Annotated in this window: 21 protein-coding genes; 12 read left to right on the top strand and 9 right to left on the bottom strand. The window is 54.9% G+C overall.

Annotated elements, in window-relative coordinates:
* Positions 1–86 precede the first annotated feature (86 nt).
* On the bottom strand, positions 87–632 hold the full coding sequence (gene mobB, locus FKM52_RS18345; protein ID WP_141177602.1) for a molybdopterin-guanine dinucleotide biosynthesis protein MobB: 546 nt from the start codon (positions 630–632) through the stop codon (positions 87–89).
* Positions 632–1,225 (bottom strand): molybdenum cofactor guanylyltransferase MobA, encoded by a 594-nt coding sequence (gene mobA / locus FKM52_RS18340; RefSeq protein ID WP_141177601.1) that lies wholly within the window; start codon positions 1,223–1,225, stop codon positions 632–634. Before mobA ends, mobB begins: the two co-directional genes overlap by 1 nt.
* 74 nt (positions 1,226–1,299) lie before the next feature.
* Between mobA and FKM52_RS18335 the strand changes: the two genes are divergently transcribed.
* From FKM52_RS18335 to spfP, 5 genes are all read left to right on the top strand, one after another.
* On the top strand, positions 1,300–1,569 hold the full coding sequence (locus tag FKM52_RS18335) for a YihD family protein (RefSeq protein ID WP_141177600.1): 270 nt from the start codon (positions 1,300–1,302) through the stop codon (positions 1,567–1,569).
* 74 nt (positions 1,570–1,643) lie between these two features.
* Positions 1,644–2,630 carry a serine/threonine protein kinase gene (locus FKM52_RS18330; protein WP_141177599.1) on the top strand — a complete coding sequence of 329 codons (987 nt, stop codon included), beginning with the start codon at positions 1,644–1,646 and terminating at the stop codon, positions 2,628–2,630.
* A 26-nt stretch (positions 2,631–2,656) separates the two neighbouring features.
* Positions 2,657–3,286, top strand: coding sequence for a thiol:disulfide interchange protein DsbA (gene dsbA, locus FKM52_RS18325; RefSeq protein ID WP_141177598.1), 630 nt, complete (start codon positions 2,657–2,659; stop codon positions 3,284–3,286).
* A 430-nt stretch (positions 3,287–3,716) separates the two neighbouring features.
* Positions 3,717–6,503, top strand: coding sequence for a DNA polymerase I (polA, locus tag FKM52_RS18320; protein ID WP_141177597.1), 2,787 nt, complete (start codon positions 3,717–3,719; stop codon positions 6,501–6,503).
* Between the two features lie 244 nt (positions 6,504–6,747).
* Positions 6,748–6,795 (top strand): small protein SpfP, encoded by a 48-nt coding sequence (gene spfP, locus FKM52_RS22285; protein WP_071892919.1) that lies wholly within the window; start codon positions 6,748–6,750, stop codon positions 6,793–6,795.
* 91 nt (positions 6,796–6,886) lie between these two features.
* Here the strand turns inward: spfP and yihA are convergent, their stop codons facing one another.
* Positions 6,887–7,507, bottom strand: a complete 621-nt coding sequence (yihA, locus tag FKM52_RS18315; RefSeq protein ID WP_141177596.1) for a ribosome biogenesis GTP-binding protein YihA/YsxC — start codon at positions 7,505–7,507, stop codon at positions 6,887–6,889.
* A 556-nt stretch (positions 7,508–8,063) separates the two neighbouring features.
* Here yihA and yihI point away from each other — a divergent pair.
* Together yihI and hemN are read left to right on the top strand one after the other, a co-directional pair.
* Positions 8,064–8,576 carry a Der GTPase-activating protein YihI gene (gene yihI / locus FKM52_RS18305; RefSeq protein ID WP_141177594.1) on the top strand — a complete coding sequence of 171 codons (513 nt, stop codon included), beginning with the start codon at positions 8,064–8,066 and terminating at the stop codon, positions 8,574–8,576.
* Between the two features lie 244 nt (positions 8,577–8,820).
* Positions 8,821–10,194 (top strand): oxygen-independent coproporphyrinogen III oxidase, encoded by a 1,374-nt coding sequence (gene hemN / locus FKM52_RS18295; protein WP_141177592.1) that lies wholly within the window; start codon positions 8,821–8,823, stop codon positions 10,192–10,194.
* 39 nt (positions 10,195–10,233) lie between these two features.
* Here hemN and FKM52_RS18290 read toward each other — a convergent pair whose 3' ends face one another.
* From FKM52_RS18290 to glnA, 4 genes are all read right to left on the bottom strand, one after another.
* Positions 10,234–10,356, bottom strand: coding sequence for a YshB family small membrane protein (locus FKM52_RS18290; RefSeq protein ID WP_141177591.1), 123 nt, complete (start codon positions 10,354–10,356; stop codon positions 10,234–10,236).
* A 107-nt stretch (positions 10,357–10,463) separates the two neighbouring features.
* On the bottom strand, positions 10,464–11,873 hold the full coding sequence (glnG, locus tag FKM52_RS18285) for a nitrogen regulation protein NR(I) (RefSeq protein ID WP_141177590.1): 1,410 nt from the start codon (positions 11,871–11,873) through the stop codon (positions 10,464–10,466).
* Between the two features lie 7 nt (positions 11,874–11,880).
* Entirely contained in the window at positions 11,881–12,930 is a 1,050-nt protein-coding gene (glnL, locus tag FKM52_RS18280; RefSeq protein WP_141177589.1) for a nitrogen regulation protein NR(II), read from the bottom strand.
* A 138-nt stretch (positions 12,931–13,068) separates the two neighbouring features.
* Positions 13,069–14,478 (bottom strand): glutamate--ammonia ligase, encoded by a 1,410-nt coding sequence (gene glnA, locus FKM52_RS18275; protein ID WP_141177588.1) that lies wholly within the window; start codon positions 14,476–14,478, stop codon positions 13,069–13,071.
* A gap of 435 nt (positions 14,479–14,913) precedes the next feature.
* On the opposite strand from glnA, the gene typA reads away from it, so the two are divergent.
* From typA to fabY, 5 genes are all read left to right on the top strand, one after another.
* On the top strand, positions 14,914–16,737 hold the full coding sequence (gene typA / locus FKM52_RS18270) for a ribosome-dependent GTPase TypA (RefSeq protein WP_141177587.1): 1,824 nt from the start codon (positions 14,914–14,916) through the stop codon (positions 16,735–16,737).
* A 191-nt stretch (positions 16,738–16,928) separates the two neighbouring features.
* On the top strand, positions 16,929–17,531 hold the full coding sequence (gene yihX, locus FKM52_RS18265; RefSeq protein WP_141177586.1) for a glucose-1-phosphatase: 603 nt from the start codon (positions 16,929–16,931) through the stop codon (positions 17,529–17,531).
* On the top strand, positions 17,528–18,391 hold the full coding sequence (locus FKM52_RS18260; protein ID WP_141177585.1) for a virulence factor BrkB family protein: 864 nt from the start codon (positions 17,528–17,530) through the stop codon (positions 18,389–18,391). The genes yihX and FKM52_RS18260 overlap by 4 nt, the downstream gene beginning before the upstream one ends.
* Positions 18,388–18,825 carry a D-aminoacyl-tRNA deacylase gene (gene dtd, locus FKM52_RS18255; protein ID WP_141177584.1) on the top strand — a complete coding sequence of 146 codons (438 nt, stop codon included), beginning with the start codon at positions 18,388–18,390 and terminating at the stop codon, positions 18,823–18,825. Before FKM52_RS18260 ends, dtd begins: the two co-directional genes overlap by 4 nt.
* A gap of 55 nt (positions 18,826–18,880) precedes the next feature.
* Positions 18,881–19,810 (top strand): fatty acid biosynthesis protein FabY, encoded by a 930-nt coding sequence (gene fabY / locus FKM52_RS18250; protein WP_141177583.1) that lies wholly within the window; start codon positions 18,881–18,883, stop codon positions 19,808–19,810.
* Here the strand turns inward: fabY and FKM52_RS18245 are convergent.
* Together FKM52_RS18245 and FKM52_RS18240 are read right to left on the bottom strand one after the other, a co-directional pair.
* Positions 19,801–21,483, bottom strand: a complete 1,683-nt coding sequence (locus FKM52_RS18245) for an AsmA family protein (protein ID WP_141177582.1) — start codon at positions 21,481–21,483, stop codon at positions 19,801–19,803. The two genes, fabY and FKM52_RS18245, sit on opposite strands and share 10 nt — an antisense overlap.
* A 130-nt stretch (positions 21,484–21,613) precedes the next feature.
* Positions 21,614–22,999: a nucleobase:cation symporter-2 family protein gene (locus tag FKM52_RS18240; protein ID WP_141177581.1), complete on the bottom strand. Its 1,386-nt coding sequence runs from the start codon at positions 22,997–22,999 to the stop codon at positions 21,614–21,616.
* Between the last annotated feature and the right edge of the window lie 99 nt (positions 23,000–23,098).

Below are 23,098 nucleotides of genomic sequence, written 5' to 3'. Positions count from 1 at the left end.
CGCGCTTTTAGCGCCCGTTTTTTGACCGGCATGCCCCCGTGCTGCGGATAAGCGTCTTCCCCGCCGTCAGACGCCGTCTCAAAACCTCAACCGCCCATGCTGCTGCCGTTAATAAGGCCGGACCACTGAATAATAAAAGCGGCGATCTGCGGCGGATGGTTCAAATCCAGTAGTGGGACAGATAGCTTTATATCAAGCGGTTCATCACAGGCTACCGCAATCACCCGCTCATCCAGCAGCGTTTCCCAGTCCGCATCAGTATGGTGCTTACCAGCTTGCCTACGCCACAGCAGAATACGTGGGATCGGCTCATCTTTAAAACCTTCAACCAGTACAATATCCAGCGTACGCGCATCCATTTGACTCACCAGCCAGGCAAAATCGGGATCCTGTGCATCGGGTGTTTCCGTCATCAACGCCCAGCGTTGCCTGCTGGCGACCAGCACCTGCTCGGCGCCTGCTTTACGTAGTTCGTAGCTGTCTTTGCCCGGCGTGTCGACATCCATATTATGATGCGTATGTTTAATCAGGCCTGGGCGAATTCCCTGCTGTTTAAGCAAGGGAATCAATTTCTTAAGCAATGTCGTTTTCCCGGTTCCACTCCAGGCGGCAATAGCCAGTATCGGTAGCATTACGCTTTTTCCTCATAATGCAGAAGATCTGCAGGAGTATTCATATTCACGAAGGCCTGTTCATCGTCGTCAAATGTCACCGCGTGGCCGCCTGCCTGCCTTAAAAAATGAAGCACGCGTCGTTCGCCGCTGGCCAGATATTCGGCGAGCTGCGGAGCCAGGCTACGATGCATCAGAGACAGAGCCGGATGATCTCGATGCTGCGATCGCACCCATACCGCCGGCGCCTGCGCTTGCGCTTTTTGCTGCCAGAGACGGGCAACGTAGTCTTCGGGAATAAAGGGCGTATCGCAGGCGGCGAAGGCGAACCATGAGCGATCAATCTGCTGAAAAGCGCTGAGCATCCCAGCCAGCGGGCCTGGGTAATCGGGTAATGTATCGCTAATTACGCGCAGCTGGCTTTGTTGATAGATTTCCAGATGCCGGTTTGCGCTAATGCTTACCTCATGAACCTGTGGCGCCAGCCGCTGCCAGACATGCTGCCATAACGGTTTGCCCCACAGCGTTAGCTGCGCCTTATCCTGTCCGCCCATGCGGCTGCTTCGTCCGCCTGCCAGAATTACGCCGGCTACTGCAGTGCGCCAATCGCTCACGTTTAAAACCTCTCTTTTATTGTGATGATAACCCTGCTAACGTAAGTGCCCGTTAAATCGTTATGGATAACAATATGAAATATCATCGACTGAATGAACTGCTGGAACTGTTACAGCCAGCATGGCAAACCGAGCCGGATCTAAATCTGTTGCAATTTTTACAAAAACTGGCGGAAGAGTCAGGCTTTGACGGCCCGCTGCATACGCTAACCGACGATATCCTGATCTATCACCTGAAAATGCGCGGCGCTGATAAACAGGAAGCCATTCCCGGCCTGAAAAAAGATTATGAAGATGATTTTAAAACGGCGCTGCTTCGCGCGCGCGGCATAATTAAAGATTAATCTTTCCGGCCTTCTGTTGGGCCGGCCAATCGGTGTTATTCTTATCCGCTTCTGGCACTAAGCAGAGATGCACGATGGAAAACACCGCCTTTCATTTTCATACCCTTAATCCTGACACCATAATCGATGCGCTCTGGGACACAGGTCTGCGTGTCGATTCAGGTCTGACCGCGCTCAACAGTTACGAAAACCGCGTTTACCAGTTCTCTGATGAGGAGAAACGGCGCTATGTGGTGAAATTTTATCGGCCGCAGCGCTGGAGCCGCGAGCAGATCGAGGAGGAGCATCAGTTTGCGCTGGAGCTGCAGCAGGATGACGTGCCGTTGGCCGCGCCGCTAATGCTGAACGGCAGCACGCTGCATCAGCATGATGGTTTCTGGTTTGCGGTGTTTCCCAGCCTTGGCGGACGCCAGTATGAAACGGATAACGAGGATCAGCTGGAAGCTGTAGGGCGTTTTATCGCCCGCATGCACCAACGCGGCGAACGCCAGCCTTTTCACGTTCGTCCCGCCATCGGCCTGCAGGAATATATCAACGAGCCAGCCCGGATCTTGCAGCAGAGTAGCCTGGTGCCAAACGGGTTAAAAGCAACTTTAAGCGATACTCTTGATCGGCTAGGCAAAACTTTACAAGATTGCTGGCATACTGACTGGGCGCCGCTGCGCCTGCATGGCGATTGTCATCCAGGCAACATTCTGTGGCGCGACGGACCGCTCTTTGTTGATTTAGATGATGCGCGCAGCGGGCCCGCGGTGCAGGATCTGTGGATGTTGGTCAATGGCGATCGGCAACAGCAGCGTATTCAGTGGGATATGCTGCTGGAGGCCTATAGTGAATTCAGAGAGTTTGATATTAATGAATTGTCACTGATTGAACCTTTACGCGCTATGCGCATGGTTTATTATCTGGCGTGGATTGTTCGCCGCTGGCAAGATTCTGCTTTTCCGCGCAGCTTTCCGTGGATGACGGAAGAGGATTTCTGGCGCAGGCAAATTGCGTCTTTCAAAGAGCAAAATAACGTGTTACAGCAGCCGCCACTGCGGTTAATGCCTGAATTCTGATACTTGTTTAAGGAGATGGTCTCAAGATGAAAAAATTATGGCTTGCGCTGGTGGGTCTTGTTCTGGCGTTTAGCGCCTCAGCAGCACAGTTTACCGATGGAAAGCAGTACGTTACGCTGGATAAGCCGGTTGCTGGCGAGCCGCAGGTAATGGAATTCTTTTCCTTTTTCTGCCCCCACTGCTACCAGTTTGAAGAAGTTTTTCATGTTGGCGATGCCGTAAAGAAAAAGCTGCCGTCGGATGTGAAAGTGACTAAATATCACGTTGATTTCCTCGGCGCTGAAATGGGGCCGGTGCTGACGCATGCCTGGGCGGTCGCTATTGCTCTGGGCGTTGAGGATAAAGTCTCCTCACCCATTTTTGAAGGTATTCAGAAAACCCAAACCATTAACGATCCTGCCAGCCTGAAGGCTGTCTTTATTAAAGCTGCCGGCATTACGCCGGAAGAATATGACGCTGCCTGGAACAGCTTTGCTGTAAAAGCGCTGGTAGCTCAGCAGCAGAAAGCGGCGGCGGATGTAGATCTGCGTGGCGTTCCGGCGATGTTTGTTAACGGCAAATATATGGTTAACAACGGCGGCCTTAATACCGACTCGCTGGACGTCTTCGTTCAGCAATATGCCGATGTGGTAAAATTCCTCGTCGATAAGAAGTAAAAACGATCTAAAAAAGACGCCGGCGATGCCGGCGTTTTTTTATTCATGCAGTATACTTTCCCCTGTCCCTGTTGAAAAAATAACCGTTCGCTCGGATCGAGGGGCAATTTAAACCTGAAGATCGGGACAATTTCAGGATCCTCCATATTTATATCCACATTTGATCTGAATTAAATTTCATCGGGAAGCGATCTTTTTATTGATCCAAGCTGATGATTTTTAATGGTTAATTTTGGTGATTTTTTCTCTAACTGCGTAAATAACAATACGTTAGTATTTTTGCACACAAAGTTATCCACAGGTAGCGCATCTGGCCGCTGCGCTTTTTTCCAGAGCTGACGCTAAACTTCCGTCCAGGTTATTTCATTTTTGTCCGTATCATGTGGCATCCTTATGCCATATCAACGATCATCCTGGAACGTGAAAACTTATGGCTCAAATCGCAGAAAACCCTTTGATTCTGGTAGATGGATCCTCCTACCTTTATCGCGCTTATCACGCTTTTCCGCCGCTGACCACCAGCGCCGGAGAGCCGACCGGAGCGATGTTAGGCGTTCTCAATATGCTGCGCAGCTTGTTATTGCAGTACAAGCCCAGCCATGTAGCCGTAGTGTTTGATGCAAAAGGCAAAACGTTCCGCGACGAACTGTTTGAGCATTACAAATCTCATCGTCCGCCAATGCCTGACGATCTGCGCGCGCAGATTGAGCCGCTGCACAACATGGTGCGGGCGATGGGGCTGCCGCTGCTGGCGGTTTCCGGCGTCGAGGCGGATGACGTTATCGGTACGCTGGCGCTACAGGCGGAAAAACAGGGGCGAGCGGTGCTGATCAGTACCGGCGATAAAGACATGGCGCAGCTGGTTACGCCTAATATCACGCTAATCAACACCATGAGTAATGCCATCCTTGGCCCGGAAGAGGTAAAGAATAAATATGGCATCCCTCCTGAGCTGATTATTGATTTTCTGGCGCTGATGGGCGATTCCTCAGATAACATTCCGGGCGTGCCTGGCGTTGGCGAGAAAACAGCCCAGGCGCTGTTGCAGGGGCTGGGCGGTATCCATACGCTGTATGAAAATCTGGATAAAGTTGCTGATTTAGGCTTCCGTGGCGCAAAAACCATGGCGGCTAAGCTGGAGAAAAATAAAGATATAGCGCTGCTTTCTTATCAGCTTGCGACGATTAAAACGGATGTAGAGCTGGAAGTCGGCTGTGATCAGCTGACGGTGAACGATCCTGATGTGGAAACGCTGCTTGGCCTGTTTCGTCATTATGAATTCCGTCGCTGGATTAGCGATCTGGAAGAGGGTAAATGGCTACAGGAGCGGAAAAGCGGCGCTGGCGCGCAGCAGGCGCCGGCAGAAGCGGCAGAGCCGCAGCCGGAAAGCAGCAGCGTGCTCTCTTCAGACGGCTACGTAACCATTCTTGATGAAGAGACTTTTGAGCGCTGGCTGAAGAAGCTGCAGGAGAGCGCGCTGTTCGCCTTCGATCTGGAAACCGACTCGCTCGATACGCTTACCGCCAATATTATCGGCCTCTCTTTTGCCATCGCCCCCGGCGAGGCGGCTTATTTACCGGTAGCGCATGATTATCTTGATGCGCCCGATCAGCTGAATCGCGATGCCGTACTGGCGCGCCTCAAACCGCTGCTTGAGGACGATAGCCTGTTGAAGGTAGGTCAGAACCTCAAATTCGATCGTAGCGTGCTGAAAAATTATGATATCGAACTGGGAGGGATTAAGTTCGATACCATGCTTGAATCCTACATGCTGAACAGCGTGGGCGGTAAGCATGATATGGACAGCCTGGCGGCACGCTGGCTGAACCATAAAACGGTGACCTTCACCGAGATTGCCGGCAAGGGCAAAGGCCAGCTCACCTTTAACCAGATTGCGCTGGAGCAGGCGGCGCATTATGCGGCGGAAGATGCTGACGTCACGCTGCAGCTGCACCTGAAGATGTGGCCGGAGCTGGAAAAAGAAGCCGGGCCAAAAAAGGTATTCGAAAAGATTGAGATGCCGCTGCTGACGGTGATCTCGCGCATCGAACGCAACGGCGTCTTAATCGATCAGCATATTCTGGCGAAACACTCGCAGGAGCTGACGATACGCCTGAAAGAGCTGGAAGAGAAAGCGCATGAGCTGGCGGGCGAGCCGTTTAATCTCTCCTCGCCTAAGCAGCTGCAAACCATTCTGTTTGAAAAACAGGGCATCAAACCTACGAAAAAAACGCCGGGCGGCGCGCCTTCCACCAGCGAAGAGGTGCTGGCGGAGCTGGCGCTCGATTACCCGCTGCCTAAGGTTATCCTTGAACATCGCGGACTATCGAAGCTGAAATCTACCTATACCGATAAATTGCCGCAGATGATTAACCCGCGCACCGGACGCGTGCATACTTCTTATCAGCAGGCGGTAACGGCAACCGGGCGACTTTCTTCTACCGATCCTAACCTGCAAAACATACCGGTGCGTAACGATGAAGGGCGGCGTATTCGCCAGGCTTTTATTGCCCCGCAGGGGCATCGTATTGTTGCGGCCGACTATTCGCAGATTGAACTGCGCATTATGGCGCATCTTTCTCAGGATAAAGGCCTGCTGGCCGCCTTTGCCGAAGGCCAGGATATCCACCGCGCTACGGCAGCGGAAGTGTTCGGCGTCAGCGTTGATAAGGTGACCAGCGAACAGCGCCGTAGCGCAAAAGCCATTAACTTCGGGCTGATTTACGGTATGAGCGCTTTCGGTCTGTCGCGTCAGCTGAATATTAACGCGGGCGAGGCGAAGGTCTATATGGATCGCTATTTCGAGCGTTACCCTGGCGTGCTGACCTATATGGAAAATACCCGTAAGCAGGCTTCAGAGCAGGGCTATGTCTCTACGCTGGACGGACGCCGGCTGTGGTTGCCGGATATCAAGTCCGCCAATGCGATTCGCCGTAAGGCGGCCGAGCGCGCGGCGATTAACGCGCCGATGCAGGGAACGGCGGCGGATATTATCAAGCGCGCCATGATTGATGTTGACGCCTGGCTGCGGCAGCCGGATGCGCCGCAGGTTAAGATGATCATGCAGGTACACGATGAACTGGTGTTTGAGGTGCGGGAAGAAGAGGTCGAGGCAGCCAGCGCTAAAATCCGCCAGCTGATGGAAAACAGCATGAAGCTGGATGTTCCGCTGCGTGTGGATGTTGGCGTAGGAGATAACTGGGATCAGGCCCACTAGGCATGGGAAAGGCCTGTCGCTGCGGCAGGCTAACCGATCGCCGGGCGATGGCTTTTTATTCAAAGCGTTAAAAAGCTCAAGGTATCGCGGCTAACCACTTTTTTAGTAACTAAGCTACAGACATGGGCCGTTTATGTGACGGCTGTTAAGAAAAAATTACTGTTTTATGAAAATTAACCACAAAAAATGCTTTGTGGGTCAGAAAAAATCAGGTAAAGTCTAAGACGTAGGGTACAGAGGTAAGATGTTCTATCTTTCAGACCTTTTACTTCACGTAATCGGATTTGGCTGAATATTAGCCGCCCCAGTCATTCTGTGACTGGGGCGTTTTTTATTGGGCAGCTTTATATGGCTGCGCAGCAGGGCGCGCAACCATTTTCATCTTACTCTGCCGTCTGGCCATTCAACGGGCTGAACCAGCTATCCAGCTTTTGCCGCAGCTTATCCACGCCGATTTTTTTCAGCGAAGAGAAAATCTCCACCTGCACATCGCCCATAAAGGCAAGCGAAGCCTCACGCACCATATTAAGCTGGCTCTTACGCGCGCCGGAAGCCAGTTTGTCCGCTTTGGTCAGCAGCACCAGCACCGGAATCTGGCTTTGTACCGCCCATTCAATCATCTGCTGGTCGAGATCTTTCATCGGATGGCGGATATCCATTAATACTACCAGCCCCTGCAGACATTCGCGTTTTTGCAGATATTCGCCCAGCGCCCGCTGCCACTTGAGCTTCATCTCTTCCGGCACTTCAGCATAGCCATAGCCGGGCAGATCAACTAACCGTGCCCCCTCGGCAACCTGGAACAGGTTAATCAGCTGCGTGCGTCCCGGCGTTTTACTGGTGCGCGCCAGGTTTTTTTGATTAGTCAGCGTATTGAGAGCACTGGACTTACCCGCATTTGACCGCCCTGCAAAAGCCACTTCAATACCGTTATCCGCCGGGAGGTGGCGAATATCGGGGGCGCTGGTAACGAAGTGTGTAACGTGATAATTCCAGCCAGACAAAATAGCGGCTCCTGAAACGTTGATTAAGTTTGAATGGGGTGATTATACCCTTAAAGCGCGTAAAGCGCTTGCTGGCCGGCTTTATGAAAAAAATTGTAAGATATTTGCCATATTTATTGCCATCTATTGACGTTAATTTTGTAGTCTGTTTTGTTAAAAATCTTATTATTCATATAATTAGATTTGCGCTTTAAAAAGCGCTGCTAATAAATGCTGCACGGACCTTGTGACTTTTCCTGTTTCGGCTAAAGTAATTCCCAGAGTTCGGATAGCTTGCTTCAGGATGAAGCGCTCAGGGATCTCAGGGAAAAGCGGAGCGGGAATCAGGACAGGGTACGAAGGAATGTGCCGACAGGGATAGGGAATTGCTCAGGAGAGAGCGAAAGGCAAAGGGAAAAACCGGGACGTTGTTTGCAAAAACGGACTTTAAGGAAAGTTGTCCTTCTATGGAAGGTACGAAAAAAGGCGACAGGGTGACCTGTCGCCTTTTTTCTTTGCGCGCTTTCTGCTAGATTCCGCCGCAATTCTATACTAAAGAAAAAAAACCGGATAAAAGATGATGAAACCTGCACGTAAGCCGCAGACCAGCACGGCACCGAAAGTAAAACGTAAGGCGCGGGAAGAGCAGAATCAGGAAGCGCGCGATCGCAAACGCGATAAAAAGCGTCGCGGCCATGCGGCAGGAAGCCGCGCCAATCCCGTGGCTCAGCAAAGCGGCAAAGGAAACGCCAGCAAGGACAAAGATCCGCGTATCGGCAGCAAAAAGCCGGTTCCGCTGTTGAAAGAGCAAGCCGTTGTCGCTACGCCGGTGAAAAAAGCGCCCGTTGAGCAAAAACCGCTGATGAGCCCGGAAGATGAGCTGGCGATGCTGGAGAACGATGAGCGTCTTGATGCGCTGCTGGATCGTCTGGAAAACAACGATATGCTGTCAGCGGAAGAGCAGGCATGGCTGGATCAAACGCTTGATCGTATCGACGCGTTAATGGAACAGCTTGGTATCGCCATGGATGATGAGACGGATGAAGAAGCCGATGAGGATATGTATCGTCTGCTGAAAGGCGAGCGTTAAGCCTCTCTTATAGAAAGCGGGCCAAAGCGCGTCTCTGCGGCTCGCCGTTCAGGTATTCCATCATGTTTTGGCCTGGATCAATTATCGCATTTTTATTAGCGTGTTATCTGTTTTGGCTGTTTGTTAAACTACGCCGCCTGACGCAGCTGAAATCCCGGCTGCGCCGTGCTACCGCTAACCGGCAGCGCCAGGCCTCCTTGCCACTGACGCGGCCCGTAAAGCGTCGTAACTGGAAGGAGTAAACATGCCATTGCCGTTAACCGAGTGGGATCAGGCCCTGATTGAAAAGTATAACTATGCCGGGCCGCGCTATACCTCTTATCCCACCGCGCTGGAGTTCGCTGAGGGCTGGAGCGAGGCGGCATTTCAACAGGCTGCCCGGCGCTATCCCGATCGCCCGCTTTCTCTCTATATTCACATCCCGTTTTGCCATCGTCTCTGCTACTTCTGCGGCTGTAACAAACAGGTTACCCGGCAGATGCACAAGGGCGATCGTTATCTTGACGTGCTGGAGCAGGAAATCCGCCAGCGCGCCGCCTTATTCAGCGAACGCAAGGTCATGCAAATGCACTGGGGCGGCGGAACGCCCACCTGGCTGACTAAAGCGCAACTTAGTCGGCTGATGACGATACTGCGTGAATCTTTCTCTTTCAGCGATGCGGCGGAAATCTCTATTGAGATCGATCCGCGCGAATTAGAGCTGGACGTGCTCGATCACCTGCGATCTCTGGGCTTTAACCGCCTGAGCATGGGGGTGCAGGATTTTAATAAAGTGGTGCAGGAGCGGGTGAACCGGGTTCAGGACGAAGCATTTATCTTTGCCCTGATTGCGCGCGCGCGCGAGCTGGGCTTTACCTCCAGCAATATCGATCTGATCTATGGTCTGCCGATGCAGACGCCGGAAAGCTTCGCCTATACCCTGGAAAAAGTTGCGCAGCTGCAACCCGATCGCCTGAGCGTGTTTAACTATGCGCACCTGCCGACGCTGTTTGCCGCCCAGCGCAAAATTAAAGATGAGGAGCTGCCGGGAGCGGCGCAAAAGCTGGTTATTTTACAGCAAACTATCGCCACGCTGACCGCGCAGGGTTATCAGTATATCGGGATGGATCACTTCGCACGTCCGGATGATGAGCTGGCTGTGGCGCAGCGCGCGGGCAAACTGCATCGCAATTTTCAGGGTTATACCACCCACGGCGACAGCGATCTGCTGGGGATGGGCGTATCCGCCATCAGCATGCTGGGCGACTGTTACGCGCAGAATCAAAAAGAGCTGAAAGCCTACTACGCCAGCGTGGAGCAGCAGGGCAACGCTCTGTGGCGCGGTCTGACGTTAAGCGCGGATGATTGCCTGCGGCGTGACGTGATTAAGTCGCTTATCTGCAACTTCGCGCTTTCTTTCTCTGAGACGGAAGCGGCAAGCGGCGTGAAGTTCACCGAGTACTTTGCCGAAGACCTGGCGCTTCTCGCGCCGCTGGCGGCGGACGGGCTGGTGGAGATAGCTGCGGATGGCTTAACGGTAACGCCTAAAGGACGCCTGCTGATTCGTAATATCTGTATGTGCTTTGACGTTTATATGCGTCAGCGCGCCCGGCAGCAGCAGTTCTCGCGTGTGATCTAGACGGCGTAACAAAAAGGCCGGTATGCGCCGGCCTTTTTGCTAACTGAAAAAATTAAGCATCACGGCGCATAGCACAGCCGCCAGCGCGGTTTGTGGCGAATGGCCGAAAGCGGCGCCGGTTTCAGCGCCTTGCGAGACCAAATGCATCAGTGATTCAAACATAATAAACCTCCGGATAACCGCACAAAATAATACTGAACGGCGCCGGCGTGTAAAGCGTAATGCTACTAAATTTGCGCAATAAATAACCTTTTTTGATCTGCTCTGGCTTATTCCATACCCAGCTCTTTCAGTTTCCGCGTCAGCGTATTACGTCCCCAGCCGAGCAGGCGCGCCGCCTCCTGTTTATGGCCCTGCGTATGACGCAGGGCGGTAGTGAGCAGGGTGCGCTCCAGCTCCGGCTGCGCTTCCGACAGCAGATCCTGATGGCCGGAACGCAGCGCTCGATCGGCCCACTGCGCAAGCAGCGTTGCCCAGCTGTCCGGCAGCGACTCTCCAGCCGGATCGCTGCTGACGCTTTCAAACAGCTCCGGCGGCAGATCCTGAATCAGCACCTCTTGTCCCGCGGCCATTACCGTCAGCCAGCGACAGGTATTCTCCAGCTGACGCACGTTGCCTGACCAGCGCAGCCGCGTCAGCGCCGCTTCGGCTTCAGGATGCAGAATTTTGGCCTCGACGCCCAGCTCGCGCGCGGCGACCTGCAGAAAATAGCGCGCCAGGCGCGGAATATCCTCCCGACGCTCGCGCAGCGGCGGCAGGTGCACGCGAATCACGTTCAGGCGGTGAAACAGATCTTCCCTGAATTTACCTTCCTGGACGCGCTTTTCCAGGTTCTGATGGGTGGCGGCGATAATACGCACATCTACCTTTACCGGCGCATAGCCGCCGACGCGATAAAATTGCCCGTCGGCCAGCACGCGCAGCAGCCGCGTCTGCACGTCCAGCGGCATATCGCCAATTTCATCCAGAAACAGCGTGCCGCCGTCCGCCTGCTCAAAGCGCCCCTGGCGAACCTGATTAGCCCCGGTAAAAGCGCCTTTTTCATGGCCGAACAGCTCGGACTCGATGAGATCTTTAGGAATAGCGGCCATATTCAGCGCGATAAACGGCGCCCTGGCGCGCGGACTGTGGCGATGCAGCGCATGTGCTACCAGTTCCTTGCCGGTACCGGATTCGCCGTTAATCAGCACGCTAATGGAAGAGCGTGAAAGGCGGCCAATAATACGAAACACATCCTGCATCGCCGGCGCTTCGCCGATAATATCGGTAGTGGGGCCGTTAACCGGCCTGTCACGCGGCTGCTGCTGCTCCTGATAATGGCTGATGGCGCGATCCACCAGCGCAACGGCCTCATCAATATCAAAAGGCTTGGGCAGATAATCAAAAGCGCCCTGCTGATAGGCGCTGACGGCGGCATCCAGATCGGAGTGCGCCGTCATAATAATTACCGGCAGCATGGGATGACGCTGCTTAATCTGCTTTAACAGCGCCAGGCCATCCATGCCGGGCATACGAATATCTGACAGTAAAACGTCTGGGGTTTTGCTGGCGAGCGCTTCCAGCACCGCATTGCCGCTTTCAAAGGTCGTGCAGCTTAAACCAGCTCCGGTCAGTGCGCGTTCAAGCACCCAGCGGATGGAGCTATCGTCATCGACGATCCAAACTATCCCTCGTTGCATAGAAACCTCACTGGCGAATAGGCAGGTAAATGGAAAATTCGGTATGGCCGGGCCAGCTGCTGAATTCTATTTTTCCCGAATGCTGATCGAGCAGGCTGCGGGCAATAGAAAGGCCCAGCCCGGTGCCGCCTTCTCGTCCGCTGACCATGGGATAAAACAGCGTATCCTGTAGCTGAGCAGGAATGCCCGGCCCGTCATCCACCACATCAATGCGCGCCACCAGACGATAGCGTACGCCGTGCAGCGTCAGCTGAAAGGCGGTGCGGGTACGTAGCATAATGGTGCCGCCCGCTTCGCCCAGCGCCTGTAGCGCATTGCGCACCACGTTCAGTAAAACCTGCTCTATCTGGTCGGGATCGTGCGGCAGCTCCGGCAGGCTGGGATCGTAGTCGCGCACCAGCGTAACATTGGATGGCAGCTCCATATTGACCAGGCTTACCACGCGCTCCGCTACCTGATGAATACTCTGCGTTACGTGCATTCCCGGCTGCTGCGGGCCTAGCAGGCGATCGACCAGGTTACGCAGGCGATCGGCCTGTTCGATAATCACTTTGGTATATTCCGTCAGGGCCGGGTCGGGCAGGGCTTTCGCCAGCAGCTGCGCCGCGCCGCGCAGGCCGCCGAGCGGATTTTTAATCTCGTGCGCCAGCCCGCGCACCAGATCGCGGGCGGCGACCTGCTGTGCGTGCTGAATCTGTTCCTGGCTAAGGCGGCGCTGGTTATCCATCGGCGCCATCTCCAGCAGAATCAGGCCGTCAGGCAGGCGCTGTGCGGTCAGCGACATAATATGGGCGCGTCCATCCACCACCAGCGTTACCTCGCTGTCGGTAAAGCCCTGACCTGCGGCCAGGCTTTCCTGCATCACGGCGATATTCAGCGAAAAATAGCCCGTCAGCTCCGGCAGCGGCGTGCCGAACAGCTTGCGCGAACTTTGCGCCAGCAGCTGCTGCGCAGCCGGATTGGCGTAGTGAATGACCAGTTGATTATCAACCAGCAGAATAGCGTTGATCAGGGAGTTGAGAATCTGCCCAGCATCGGGCAGCAGGCCAGTTGCCATACAGCGTTCTCCTGCACCGTTTTAGTGCATTATAGTTTCAGGTTTGATAACGCGATATCCCGGCCGGTGGAGATGCGGAGAAAAAAGCCCATCCGAAGATGGGCTGAAAGTTTCCACGGCAACAACAACTCAAATCAGTTAGACGCTGTAGTAGAGCTCGAACTCAACCGGATGCGGCGTCATACGTACACGTTCCATTTCAGACTTGCGCAGTTCGATATAGGCATTGATAGCATCGTCGGTGAAGACGCCGCCGCGGGTCAGGAATTCACGATCTTCGTTCAGCGCATCCAGCGCTTCTTCCAGCGAGGCCGCTACTTTTGGAATCTCTGCCTCTTCTTCCGGCGGCAGGTCATAGAGGTTTTTATCCATCGCATCGCCAGGGTGGATTTTGTTGATGATGCCGTCCAGGCCAGCCATCAGCAGCGCGGCGAACGCCAGGTACGGGTTAGCGGCCGGATCCGGGAAGCGCGCTTCGATACGACGCGCTTTCGGACTGGCGACTACCGGAATACGGATAGAGGCGGAGCGGTTACGCGCCGAGTAAGCCAGCATAACCGGCGCTTCATAACCCGGAACCAGACGTTTGTAAGAGTTGGTGGTAGGGTTAGCCAGGGCGTTAATCGCTTTCGCATGTTTAATTACGCCGCCGATATAGAACAGCGCCATTTCAGAGAGGCCGCCGTACTTGTCGCCAGCGAACAGGTTAGTGCCGCCTTTGGACAGGGACATATGGCAGTGCATACCGGAGCCGTTATCGCCAAACATCGGTTTCGGCATAAAGGTAGCGGTTTTGCCCCAGGCGTGCGCGACGTTGTGCACGACATATTTGTAGATCTGGATTTCGTCCGCTTTCTTCACCATGGTGTTGAAGCGGGTAGCCACTTCGTTCTGACCAGCGGTAGCCACTTCGTGGTGATGCGCTTCCACCACCAGGCCCATCTGCTCCATAGTCAGACACATCGCGGAACGGATATCCTGCGCGGAATCAACCGGCGGAACCGGGAAGTAGCCGCCTTTCAGACCCGGACGGTGGCCTTTGTTGCCGCCTTCATACTCTTTGCCGGTGTTCCATGCCGCTTCGATATCATCAATAGCGACGTGCGAGCCGGAAGTGCTGCTGCCGAAACGAATGTCGTCGAACAGGAAGAATTCCGGCTCCGGGCCAAACAGCACGGTATCGGCGATGCCGGAAGAACGCAGGAAATCTTCTGCGCGTTTAGCAATAGAGCGCGGATCGCGGTCGTAGCCCTGCATGGTGCCTGGCTCAAGGATGTCGCAACGGATGATAAGCGTTGAATCTTCGTAGAACGGATCCAGCACTGCGGTAGTCGGGTCCGGCATCAGTACCATGTCTGATTCGTTGATGCCTTTCCAGCCGCCGATAGAGGAGCCGTCAAACATTTTGCCTTCTTCAAAGAAGTCTGCGTTGACCTGATGGGCAGGAATGGTTACGTGCTGTTCTTTACCTTTGGTGTCGGTGAAGCGCAGATCAACAAACTTAACTTCATGTTCATTCATCATCGAAAGAACGTGTTCAGCGGACATACTCAACTCTCCTGATCATTGTCGTTGTCGTCGTGGTGAGAGAACTTCATCCTGCCAGACGCGTAAAGTCGGGCGTACAGCCGGCAACAAAGTACTCGGACAAGCTATCAACCGTTGTGGAAAACGTGGTTTTTACCTGAGTAAATTAAAGCGAATTTTGTGCCAACTTTTTTATTTGGCCTAAAAAGCGCTATGATGCATGTTCTCGACGAAAGAGAGATGCACCATGATGGATGTCGCGCACCATTATAGTGCAAATGAGCTGATTTAAAGCACCGTTATGGTGCATCTGGTCAATCAGGTGCATTTTTTGCACTGAAAGTGATGTCTGAAGCAAGCCCTGAAGCATTCTTTCTTTGATATTTGTGATCCTGTTCAGTCCTTCGATTAATCCGTGTACAATAGCGCGCTATTTCTAATGCCTGAGGCAAAGCTGTGATCGAAAATTTGCGTAACATCGCCATTATTGCGCACGTTGACCATGGGAAAACCACCCTGGTTGATAAACTGTTGCAACAGTCCGGTACTTTTGATGCCCGTACTGAAGCAACCGAGCGTGTAATGGACTCCAACGATTTGGAGAAAGAGCGTGGGATTACCATCCTCGCGAAAAATACCGCCATCAAATGGAACGACTATCGTATCAACATCGTTGATACTCCCGGACACGCCGACTTCGGCGGCGAAGTTGAGCGCGTAATGTCCATGGTTGATTCAGTGCTGCTGGTTGTCGATGCGATGGACGGCCCCATGCCGCAAACGCGTTTCGTGACCAAAAAAGCTTTTGCTCATGGTCTGAAACCGATCGTGGTTATCAACAAAATCGACCGTCCTGGCGCGCGTCCTGACTGGGTTGTCGATCAGGTGTTTGACCTGTTCGTTAATCTTGACGCTACTGACGAGCAGCTTGATTTCCCGATTATTTATGCTTCTGCGCTGCAGGGCATCGCCGGCGCTGACCATAGCGATATGGCCGCCGACATGACGCCGCTTTATCAGGCGATTGTCGACCACGTACCGGCGCCGAGCGTCGACCTGGACGGCCCGCTGCAGATGCAAATCTCTCAGCTGGACTACAACAACTATCTCGGCGTGATCGGCATTGGCCGTATCAAACGCGGTAAAGTGAAGCCGAACCAGCAGGTTACGGTTATCGACAGCGAAGGTAAAACGCGTAACGCAAAAGTGGGCAAGGTGCTGGGTCACCTCGGCCTGGAGCGTATCGATACTGACCTGGCTGAAGCGGGCGATATCATCGCCATCACCGGTCTGGGCGAGCTGAATATCTCCGATACCATTTGCGATCCGCAAAATGTTGAAGCGCTGCCGGCGCTGAGCGTCGATGAGCCGACCGTTACCATGTTCTTCAACGTTAATACCTCGCCGTTCTGCGGTAAAGAAGGTAAATACGTCACGTCGCGCCAGATCCTGGAGCGTCTGAAGAAAGAGCTGGTGCACAACGTTGCGCTGCGCGTGGAAGAAACCGAAGATGCGGATGCTTTCCGCGTATCCGGGCGCGGTGAGCTGCACCTCTCTGTCCTGATCGAAAACATGCGTCGTGAAGGCTTTGAGCTGGCGGTATCCCGCCCGAAAGTTATCTTCCGTGAAGTGGATGGCCGTAAGCAGGAACCGTTCGAAAACGTGACGCTGGATATTGAAGAACAGCATCAGGGCGCGGTGATGCAGGCGATGGGCGAACGTAAAGGCGATCTGAAAAACATGGACCCGGATGGTAAGGGCCGCGTGCGTCTGGATTACGTAATCCCAAGCCGTGGTCTGATCGGCTTCCGTAACGAATTTATGACCATGACCTCCGGTACCGGTCTGCTTTACTCTACCTTCAGCCACTACGACGACGTGCGTCCGGGCGAAGTGGGCCAGCGCCAGAACGGCGTGCTGATCTCCAACGGTCAGGGCAAAGCGGTTGCCTTTGCGCTTTTCGGCCTGCAGGATCGCGGCAAGCTGTTCCTGGGTCACGGCGCGGAAGTGTATGAAGGCCAGATTATCGGTATCCACAGCCGTTCTAACGACCTGACCGTAAACTGCCTGACCGGTAAGAAGCTGACCAACATGCGTGCCTCTGGTACGGATGAAGCGACGACGCTGGTTCCGCCGATCAAGATGACGCTGGAGCAGGCGATCGAGTTTATCGATGATGATGAACTGGTGGAAGTGACGCCGACCTCGGTACGTATTCGTAAACGTTACCTGACGGAAAACGATCGTAAGCGCGCGGCGCGCGGCAGCAAAGACGTATAACGTTACGCCAGCCCGTAAGCTAACGCTGTAATATGGCCCCGCAAGGGGCCATTTTTTTCTCCGCACATTAAAACGTACCGCTTTCCCGCCTGAAACCCCGTTCTGATTTCTTTATCCTTTGCGTCATACCCTGTTCAGCCTGCCGTTTTATCGTTAGAGTGAATAGCTCAACGGGACAAAAGGAGATGACCATGCTGTATATCTTTGATTTAGGTAATGTCGTTGTAGATATCGATTTCAGCCGGGTGCTGGGCGTCTGGAGCGATCTGAGCCGTGTCCCGTTAGCGCTGTTGAAAAGCCGCTTTCAGATGGGGGAAAACTTTGCACGGCATGAGCGCGGTGAGATTAGCGATGAAGAGTTTGCGGCAAACCTCTGCGCCGAGCTGGATATTGCGCTGAGCTATGAACAGTTTGTTTCCGGCTGGCAGGCGATTTTTGTCGGCCTGCGTCCTGAGGTTATCGAAATAATGCAGCAGCTTCGCCGCCGTGGCGAACGTGTGGTTATCCTTTCCAATACCAACCGTCTGCACTGCGACTACTGGCCTTCCCAATATCCGCAGGTGCGGCAGGCGGCGGATCAGCTCTATCTCTCCCAGGAGACAGGAATGCGTAAGCCGGAAGCGCGTATTTATCAGTATGTTCTGGAACAGGAAGGGGTTAGCGCCGATCGGGCGATTTTCTTCGACGATCATCCGGAAAATATTGAGGCGGCCCGCCAGCTTGGCATCACCGCCGTCCATGTTACCGATGCGCGCGTTATTCCGGCGTGGTTCGCCGCCAACGTTAAACAATGAAGTCCTTGTCTGTGAAGCGGCGCCTGCATGCGACGGGCGCCTGGCTCAGGCTGCTGTGGCGGCGTATTGAGCATGACAGCATGACTACCGAGGCGGGTAATCTCGCCTTTGTTTCGCTGCTGGCGCTGGTGCCGCTGGTGGCGGTGGTTTTTTCTCTTTTTGCCGCGTTTCCGGTCTTCGCGGATATCAGCGTTCAGCTCAAGCATTTTATTTTCAACAATTTTGTCCCGGCGGCAGGCAATGTGGTGCAGGAGTATCTCGATCAGTTTGTCGCCAACGTCAACAAAATGACAGTGGTGGGCGCGGTAGGCCTGATCGTAACGGCGCTGCTGCTGATGCACTCTATCGACAGCGCGCTGAACGCTATCTGGCGCAGCCAGAAAAAGCGCCCGCTGGTCTTCTCCTTTGCCGTTTACTGGATGATTCTGACGCTGGGGCCGCTGCTGGCGGGCGCCAGCCTGGCGATCAGTACGTGGCTGCTTTCGCTAAAGTGGGTGGCCGTTAGCGGTATGACCGGACTGGTTGACCATACGCTGCGTATTTTTCCGCTGCTGCTCTCCTGGCTGGCATTCTGGCTGCTGTACAGTCTGGTGCCCACCACGCGCGTACCGCAGCGCGACGCGCTAATCGGCGCGCTGGTGGCGGGGATGCTGTTTGAACTGGGTAAAAAGGCGTTCACTCTTTACGTCACCATGTTTCCGTCGTATCAGCTGATTTACGGCGTGCTGGCGGTGATCCCGATTCTGTTTCTGTGGGTGTACTGGACATGGTGTATCGTACTGTTAGGGGCGGAGATAACCGTTACGCTGGGGGAATATCGCCAGCGACAACAGGAAGAGAAAACTGACGAGGAAGCATGATTGCATTAATACAGCGTGTGCTGAGCGCCAGCGTTACGGTGGCGCATGAAACCACGGGCAGCATTGGGCCTGGCCTGCTGGTGTTGCTGGGCGTGGAAAAGGAAGATAACGAGCAGAAAGCGCAGCGCCTTTGCGAACGGGTTTTAGGCTATCGTATTTTTAGCGATGAAAACGGCAAGATGAACCTGAACGTACAGCAGGCCGGCGGCAGCGTGCTGGTCGTTTCACAATTTACCCTGGCTGCCGATACGCAAAAAGGCATGCGTCCCAGCTTCTCGCGCGGCGCCGAGCCGCAGGAGGCGGAGCGTCTTTATCACTATTTCAGCGATTGCTGCCGCCAGCAGGGCGTGGCGGTTGAAAATGGCCGCTTTGCCGCGGATATGCAGGTGGCATTGGTTAACGATGGCCCGGTCACCTTTTGGTTACAGGTTTAACGTCGATCGCTATTGACGCCGCCGCTACCGGACAGCCGAACGAGAGAATCCTTTTATGTATCATCTACGAGTGCCGGAAACAGCTGAAGAACTGGAGATGTATTATCAGTTCCGCTGGGAAATGTTGCGTAAGCCGTTGCGCCAGCCGCAGGGCTCGGAACGGGATGCCTGGGATGCGCTGGCGCATCATCAAATGGTGGTGGATGAGCAGGGCAAGCCGGTCGCCGCGGGGCGGCTCTATATCAATGCCGATAACGAAGCTTCGATTCGCTTTCTGGCCGTGCACCCGACGGTGCAGGGAAAAGGGTTGGGAACGCTGGTGGCGATGACGCTCGAATCAGTCGCGCGTCAGGAGGGCGTTAAGCGTGTGGTCTGCAGCGCGCGTGAGGATGCGGTAGAGTTTTTTGCCAAGCTGGGCTACCTCAATCAGGGGGAGATCACTGCGCCGCTGACTACGCCGGTACGCCATTTTTTGATGATTAAACCGGTGGTCACGCTGGATGACATATTGCATCGCGCCGACTGGTGCGGTCAGCTACAGCAGGCCTGGTATGAGCATATTCCGCTCAGCGAGAAAATGGGCGTGCGGATCACGCAGTATACCGGGCAAAAATTTATGACCACCATGCCGGAAACCGGCAATCAAAATCCGCATCACACGCTGTTTGCCGGCAGCCTGTTTTCGCTGGCGACGCTCACCGGCTGGGGGCTGATCTGGCTGCTGCTGCGTGAACGTCACCTGGGCGGCACCATAATCCTGGCGGATGCGCATATCCGCTATAGCCAACCTGTTATCGGTAAGCCCAGCGCAACGGCGGATCTGGGTTCGCTGAGCGGCGATCTCGATCGCCTCGCGCGCGGGCGCAAGGCCCGCGTACAGCTGGAAGTGGAACTGTTTGGTAATGATGAATGCGGGGCGGTATTTAATGGCGTTTATATCGTGCTGCCCGCCGATCCTGACGGGCCGCTGGAGCCTCAGGGCTGAGTGCTGACCGCGCCCTGCGACAGAGTCTGTTGCAGGGTATGGCCGCCGGCATTCAGCATTAGCGTGCCGCTGGCGCTGTTTTTTAGCGGCGTCTCCGCTGTCAGGCGCGCCTCCAGTTTTAGCTGCAGCGTTGCCGGGCCGGCAAGTGGCGAAGCGGGCCAGCCCCAGTTTTGCAGCACGTCTGCCGGTACTGCGCGTCCGTTTAGCGTCAGAGACAGCTGGCGCGCGGGCGCCTGTTCCAGCGTCGCTACCCCCTCCAGCATTCCTTCGCCGGTAAAGCCGCTTATTTCCGTTACGTTGATCTGTTCAGCGCTGGCATTCAGCGCCAGCGATGGATGACGCACGTCGGTACGGTTAAAGGTGGCTTCCGCGGCGTTCAGGTTGAGATCGCCTTGCCATATTCCCCATTGATGCTGACGGGCGAGCAGCAAATTAGCGCCTGACGCATCCAGCGCCGTAATCTGGAACGGCCAGGCTGGATTCACATCAATAAGCAGATTGCGGTTGCCGCTCAGCTTTTTCACCAGCACGCTGTCGAGCCAGCCCGGCAGCGCCGCCATCCAGCGCTCGCGCCAGTTTTCCGGCAGCGTATATTCCAGCCCCGCCAGCGCCAGCTCATCCAGCGTCAGCCGCTTGTTCTGGCGCTGCCAGCTGCCCTGGGCGCGGATCAGGCCGTTAACCCAGCGCGAGCTGAAGCGGGCGTCGGTAACGCCCTGCGGCGAGAGACGCAGGTTAAGGATAGGATCGTTAAGCGTCAGCTGGCCGTTGATAAAGCTGTCTGCGTTCAGCGCCAGCGAACCCTCTTCGCTTTGCCAGCGGCCGTGGCGCAGCGTCAGATTCTTAACCAGCAGATTGAGATCGGTCACAGCCCAGTCCGGCCCCTGTAGCCGGGCGTTGGTCATATCGATGCGGGCGATGTGAACGGCGGGAAGCGCACGCAGCGGCTGTAGAAAAGCAGCCAGCGGCTTATCGGTTTGCAGGCGAATATCATTCAGCCGCAGCGCCGCCACGCGCCAGTTGCCCTGACTGTCCCGCTGCGCGCTGCCGGTTACTGAACCGCGCGCGATATCGGCGCCAAAATTATTTACCAACAGCTGGCCGTTGCTGATACGTCCCTGAACCAGCGTATTGGTTGCCGTCAGGCCGTTAAACGTGGCGCTGTCGGCGCTGAACTGGAAACTGGCGTTGCTGCCGGCGATTCGTCCCGGCTCCGGCTGCCATGGAATTATGCCGCCGTTGAGTTTTTTAGCGTTAACCGCCAGATGCGGACTGTTAACCGTCATATCATGCAGCTGCAGCCGCCCGGCCTGCAGCGGCCACGCCAGATTATTCGGCATATTGGCGACATCCAGTATGCCGTCGCGCAGCTCAATAGTGGCGAAGCGCAGAGGATGATCAAACAGGTTGAATGACAGGCCCAGGCTAACGGTTTTCGCCACCGTAACGGCCGGGCGGCCATCGTGACCAAAGCTGACGCTGTGTAATATAAGCAGGGCGGGATGGGAAAAGTTATGCTCGATTTTAGCGACGGAAAGATGGTATGCCGTATCGTCGCTGATGCGTCTGCTTGCCCACTCCGCCCCCCAGCGGGTTTGCAGCAGAAAGTAACTCACCACCACTATCAGCAGCAGCAGTATAAGCAGCGAAAGAATTAACTTTCCGACAAATTTCATTGCATCTATCCGTATGAATTTCCGGTATCGCCAGTTATGCCTGAATTAACGGCATAGCTCAACCGCCTGAGAGCAAAGAGGGAAATAAACAGGCAGGTATGCAGGGCGAGCCGTTACTCGCCCTGACAGATTACTTCTCCTGAGGAAAAACCAGATTCAGCACAATCGCCGTAATACCGCCAGCCGCAATGCCGGAGGAGAACAGCGTTTTCAGCCAGTCCGGAGCAAACTGCAGGATCAGCGGCTGCTGCGACACGCCCAGGCCAACCGCCAGCGACAGCGCAATAATCATAATCGCGCGACGATTTAGCGGCTCGCGGGAGACAATACGCACGCCGGAGGCGGCGATGGTACCGAACATCACAATGGTCGCGCCGCCTAATACCGGTTCCGGAATATGCTGTACAAATCCGCTTACTGCCGGGAACAGGCCGAGAACGATCAGCATTAATGCAACGACAAAGCCGACATAGCGGCTGGCGACGCCGGTTAGCTGAATCACGCCGTTATTCTGACCAAAACAGGAGTTGGGGAAAGTATTGAACAGCGCGGAAACGAACGAGTTAAGGCCATTCGCCAGCACGCCGCCCTTCAGGCGTTTCATATAGAGCGGGCCGCTGACCGGCTGCTCTGAAACATCGGAGGTTGCGGTAATATCGCCGATGGTTTCCAGCGAGGTCACCATAAACACCAGCATCAGCGGGATCAGCAGATTCCAGTCAAAACCCAGGCCGTAGTAGAGCGGCATCGGCACCGCGATAACCGCGCCGTTGGGCGCTGCGATATTTTCCGGCAGCATACCCAGCGCCCAGGCCAGCAGATAGCCTACCGCCATAGCGATAACCAGCGAGGCCACGCGCAAGTAAGGGTTACGTTGGCGATTAAGCAAAATAATCACCGCCAGCACTACGCCCGCCAGCAGCAGGTTTTTCGGCGCGCCAAAAGTGTGATCGTTCATCGCGGCGAAGCCGCCGCCAATTGAGGTTAATCCCACCTGAATTAACGACAGGCCGATAATCATCACCACGATGCCGGAAACCAGCGGCGTGATAATACGGCGCGCCAGATGCAGTACGCGCGAGAGCACCATCTCAGTACAGGAGGCCACCATCAGCGTACCGAACAGCGCAGCCATCATCGTCGGCACATCGGCGCCGCCGTTTTTCAGCGCCAGACCGCCCATAATTAAGGGCGTAACAAAGTTGAAACTGGTGCCCTGAATAGAAAGCAGCCCGGAACCGACCGGTCCCCAGGTCTTAATCTGCAATATTGACGCCACGCCGGAAGCAAACAGCGACATGCTGATGATATGCTGCGTATCCTGAGCGGGCAGGCCAAGCGCCTGGCAGATGAGCAGAGCGGGTGTGATCACCGCCACGAACATAGCCAGCAGATGCTGACCGGCGGCGAACAGCGTTTGCGGCAGCGGCGGACGATCTTCCAGGCGATAGATAAGTTCGCTCTTTGGCGTCGCAGCGGCAGCGGACGGGGCGATTTCGTTAGGGGTGACGGACATAATAAAGGATCCCTGAGAAACAAAGTGGCGATTGTAATTCACTCGATGGCAAAAGCAATCGTTTGCCATGCCGCGCGGCGCCTTTAACGCGTTTTATTT

Origin of the sequence: Mixta tenebrionis, from assembly GCF_006517625.1 — a bacterium.
In the GTDB taxonomy this organism is placed as follows: Bacteria; Pseudomonadota; Gammaproteobacteria; order Enterobacterales; family Enterobacteriaceae; genus Mixta; species Mixta tenebrionis.
Note: the sequence above shows the minus strand (reverse complement) of the source record. Positions and strands in the feature narration are given on the sequence as shown.

Excerpts from the sequence above, each read along its gene's own strand:
- FKM52_RS18330 (WP_141177599.1), top strand. The coding sequence starts at position 1,644 with ATGGAAAACACCGCCTTTCATTTTCATACCCTTAATCCTGACACCATA.
- hemN (WP_141177592.1), top strand. The coding sequence starts at position 8,821 with ATGCCATTGCCGTTAACCGAGTGGGATCAGGCCCTGATTGAAAAGTAT.
- dsbA (WP_141177598.1), top strand. The coding sequence starts at position 2,657 with ATGAAAAAATTATGGCTTGCGCTGGTGGGTCTTGTTCTGGCGTTTAGC.
- FKM52_RS18260 (WP_141177585.1), top strand. The coding sequence starts at position 17,528 with ATGAAGTCCTTGTCTGTGAAGCGGCGCCTGCATGCGACGGGCGCCTGG.
- FKM52_RS18245 (WP_141177582.1), bottom strand. The coding sequence starts at position 21,483 with ATGAAATTTGTCGGAAAGTTAATTCTTTCGCTGCTTATACTGCTGCTG.
- fabY (WP_141177583.1), top strand. The coding sequence starts at position 18,881 with ATGTATCATCTACGAGTGCCGGAAACAGCTGAAGAACTGGAGATGTAT.
- FKM52_RS18240 (WP_141177581.1), bottom strand. The coding sequence starts at position 22,999 with ATGTCCGTCACCCCTAACGAAATCGCCCCGTCCGCTGCCGCTGCGACG.
- yihX (WP_141177586.1), top strand. The coding sequence starts at position 16,929 with ATGCTGTATATCTTTGATTTAGGTAATGTCGTTGTAGATATCGATTTC.
- glnL (WP_141177589.1), bottom strand. The coding sequence starts at position 12,930 with ATGGCAACTGGCCTGCTGCCCGATGCTGGGCAGATTCTCAACTCCCTG.
- yihI (WP_141177594.1), top strand. The coding sequence starts at position 8,064 with ATGATGAAACCTGCACGTAAGCCGCAGACCAGCACGGCACCGAAAGTA.
- polA (WP_141177597.1), top strand. The coding sequence starts at position 3,717 with ATGGCTCAAATCGCAGAAAACCCTTTGATTCTGGTAGATGGATCCTCC.
- dtd (WP_141177584.1), top strand. The coding sequence starts at position 18,388 with ATGATTGCATTAATACAGCGTGTGCTGAGCGCCAGCGTTACGGTGGCG.
- FKM52_RS18335 (WP_141177600.1), top strand. The coding sequence starts at position 1,300 with ATGAAATATCATCGACTGAATGAACTGCTGGAACTGTTACAGCCAGCA.
- mobB (WP_141177602.1), bottom strand. The coding sequence starts at position 632 with ATGCTACCGATACTGGCTATTGCCGCCTGGAGTGGAACCGGGAAAACG.
- glnG (WP_141177590.1), bottom strand. The coding sequence starts at position 11,873 with ATGCAACGAGGGATAGTTTGGATCGTCGATGACGATAGCTCCATCCGC.
- FKM52_RS18290 (WP_141177591.1), bottom strand. The coding sequence starts at position 10,356 with ATGTTTGAATCACTGATGCATTTGGTCTCGCAAGGCGCTGAAACCGGC.
- glnA (WP_141177588.1), bottom strand. The coding sequence starts at position 14,478 with ATGTCCGCTGAACACGTTCTTTCGATGATGAATGAACATGAAGTTAAG.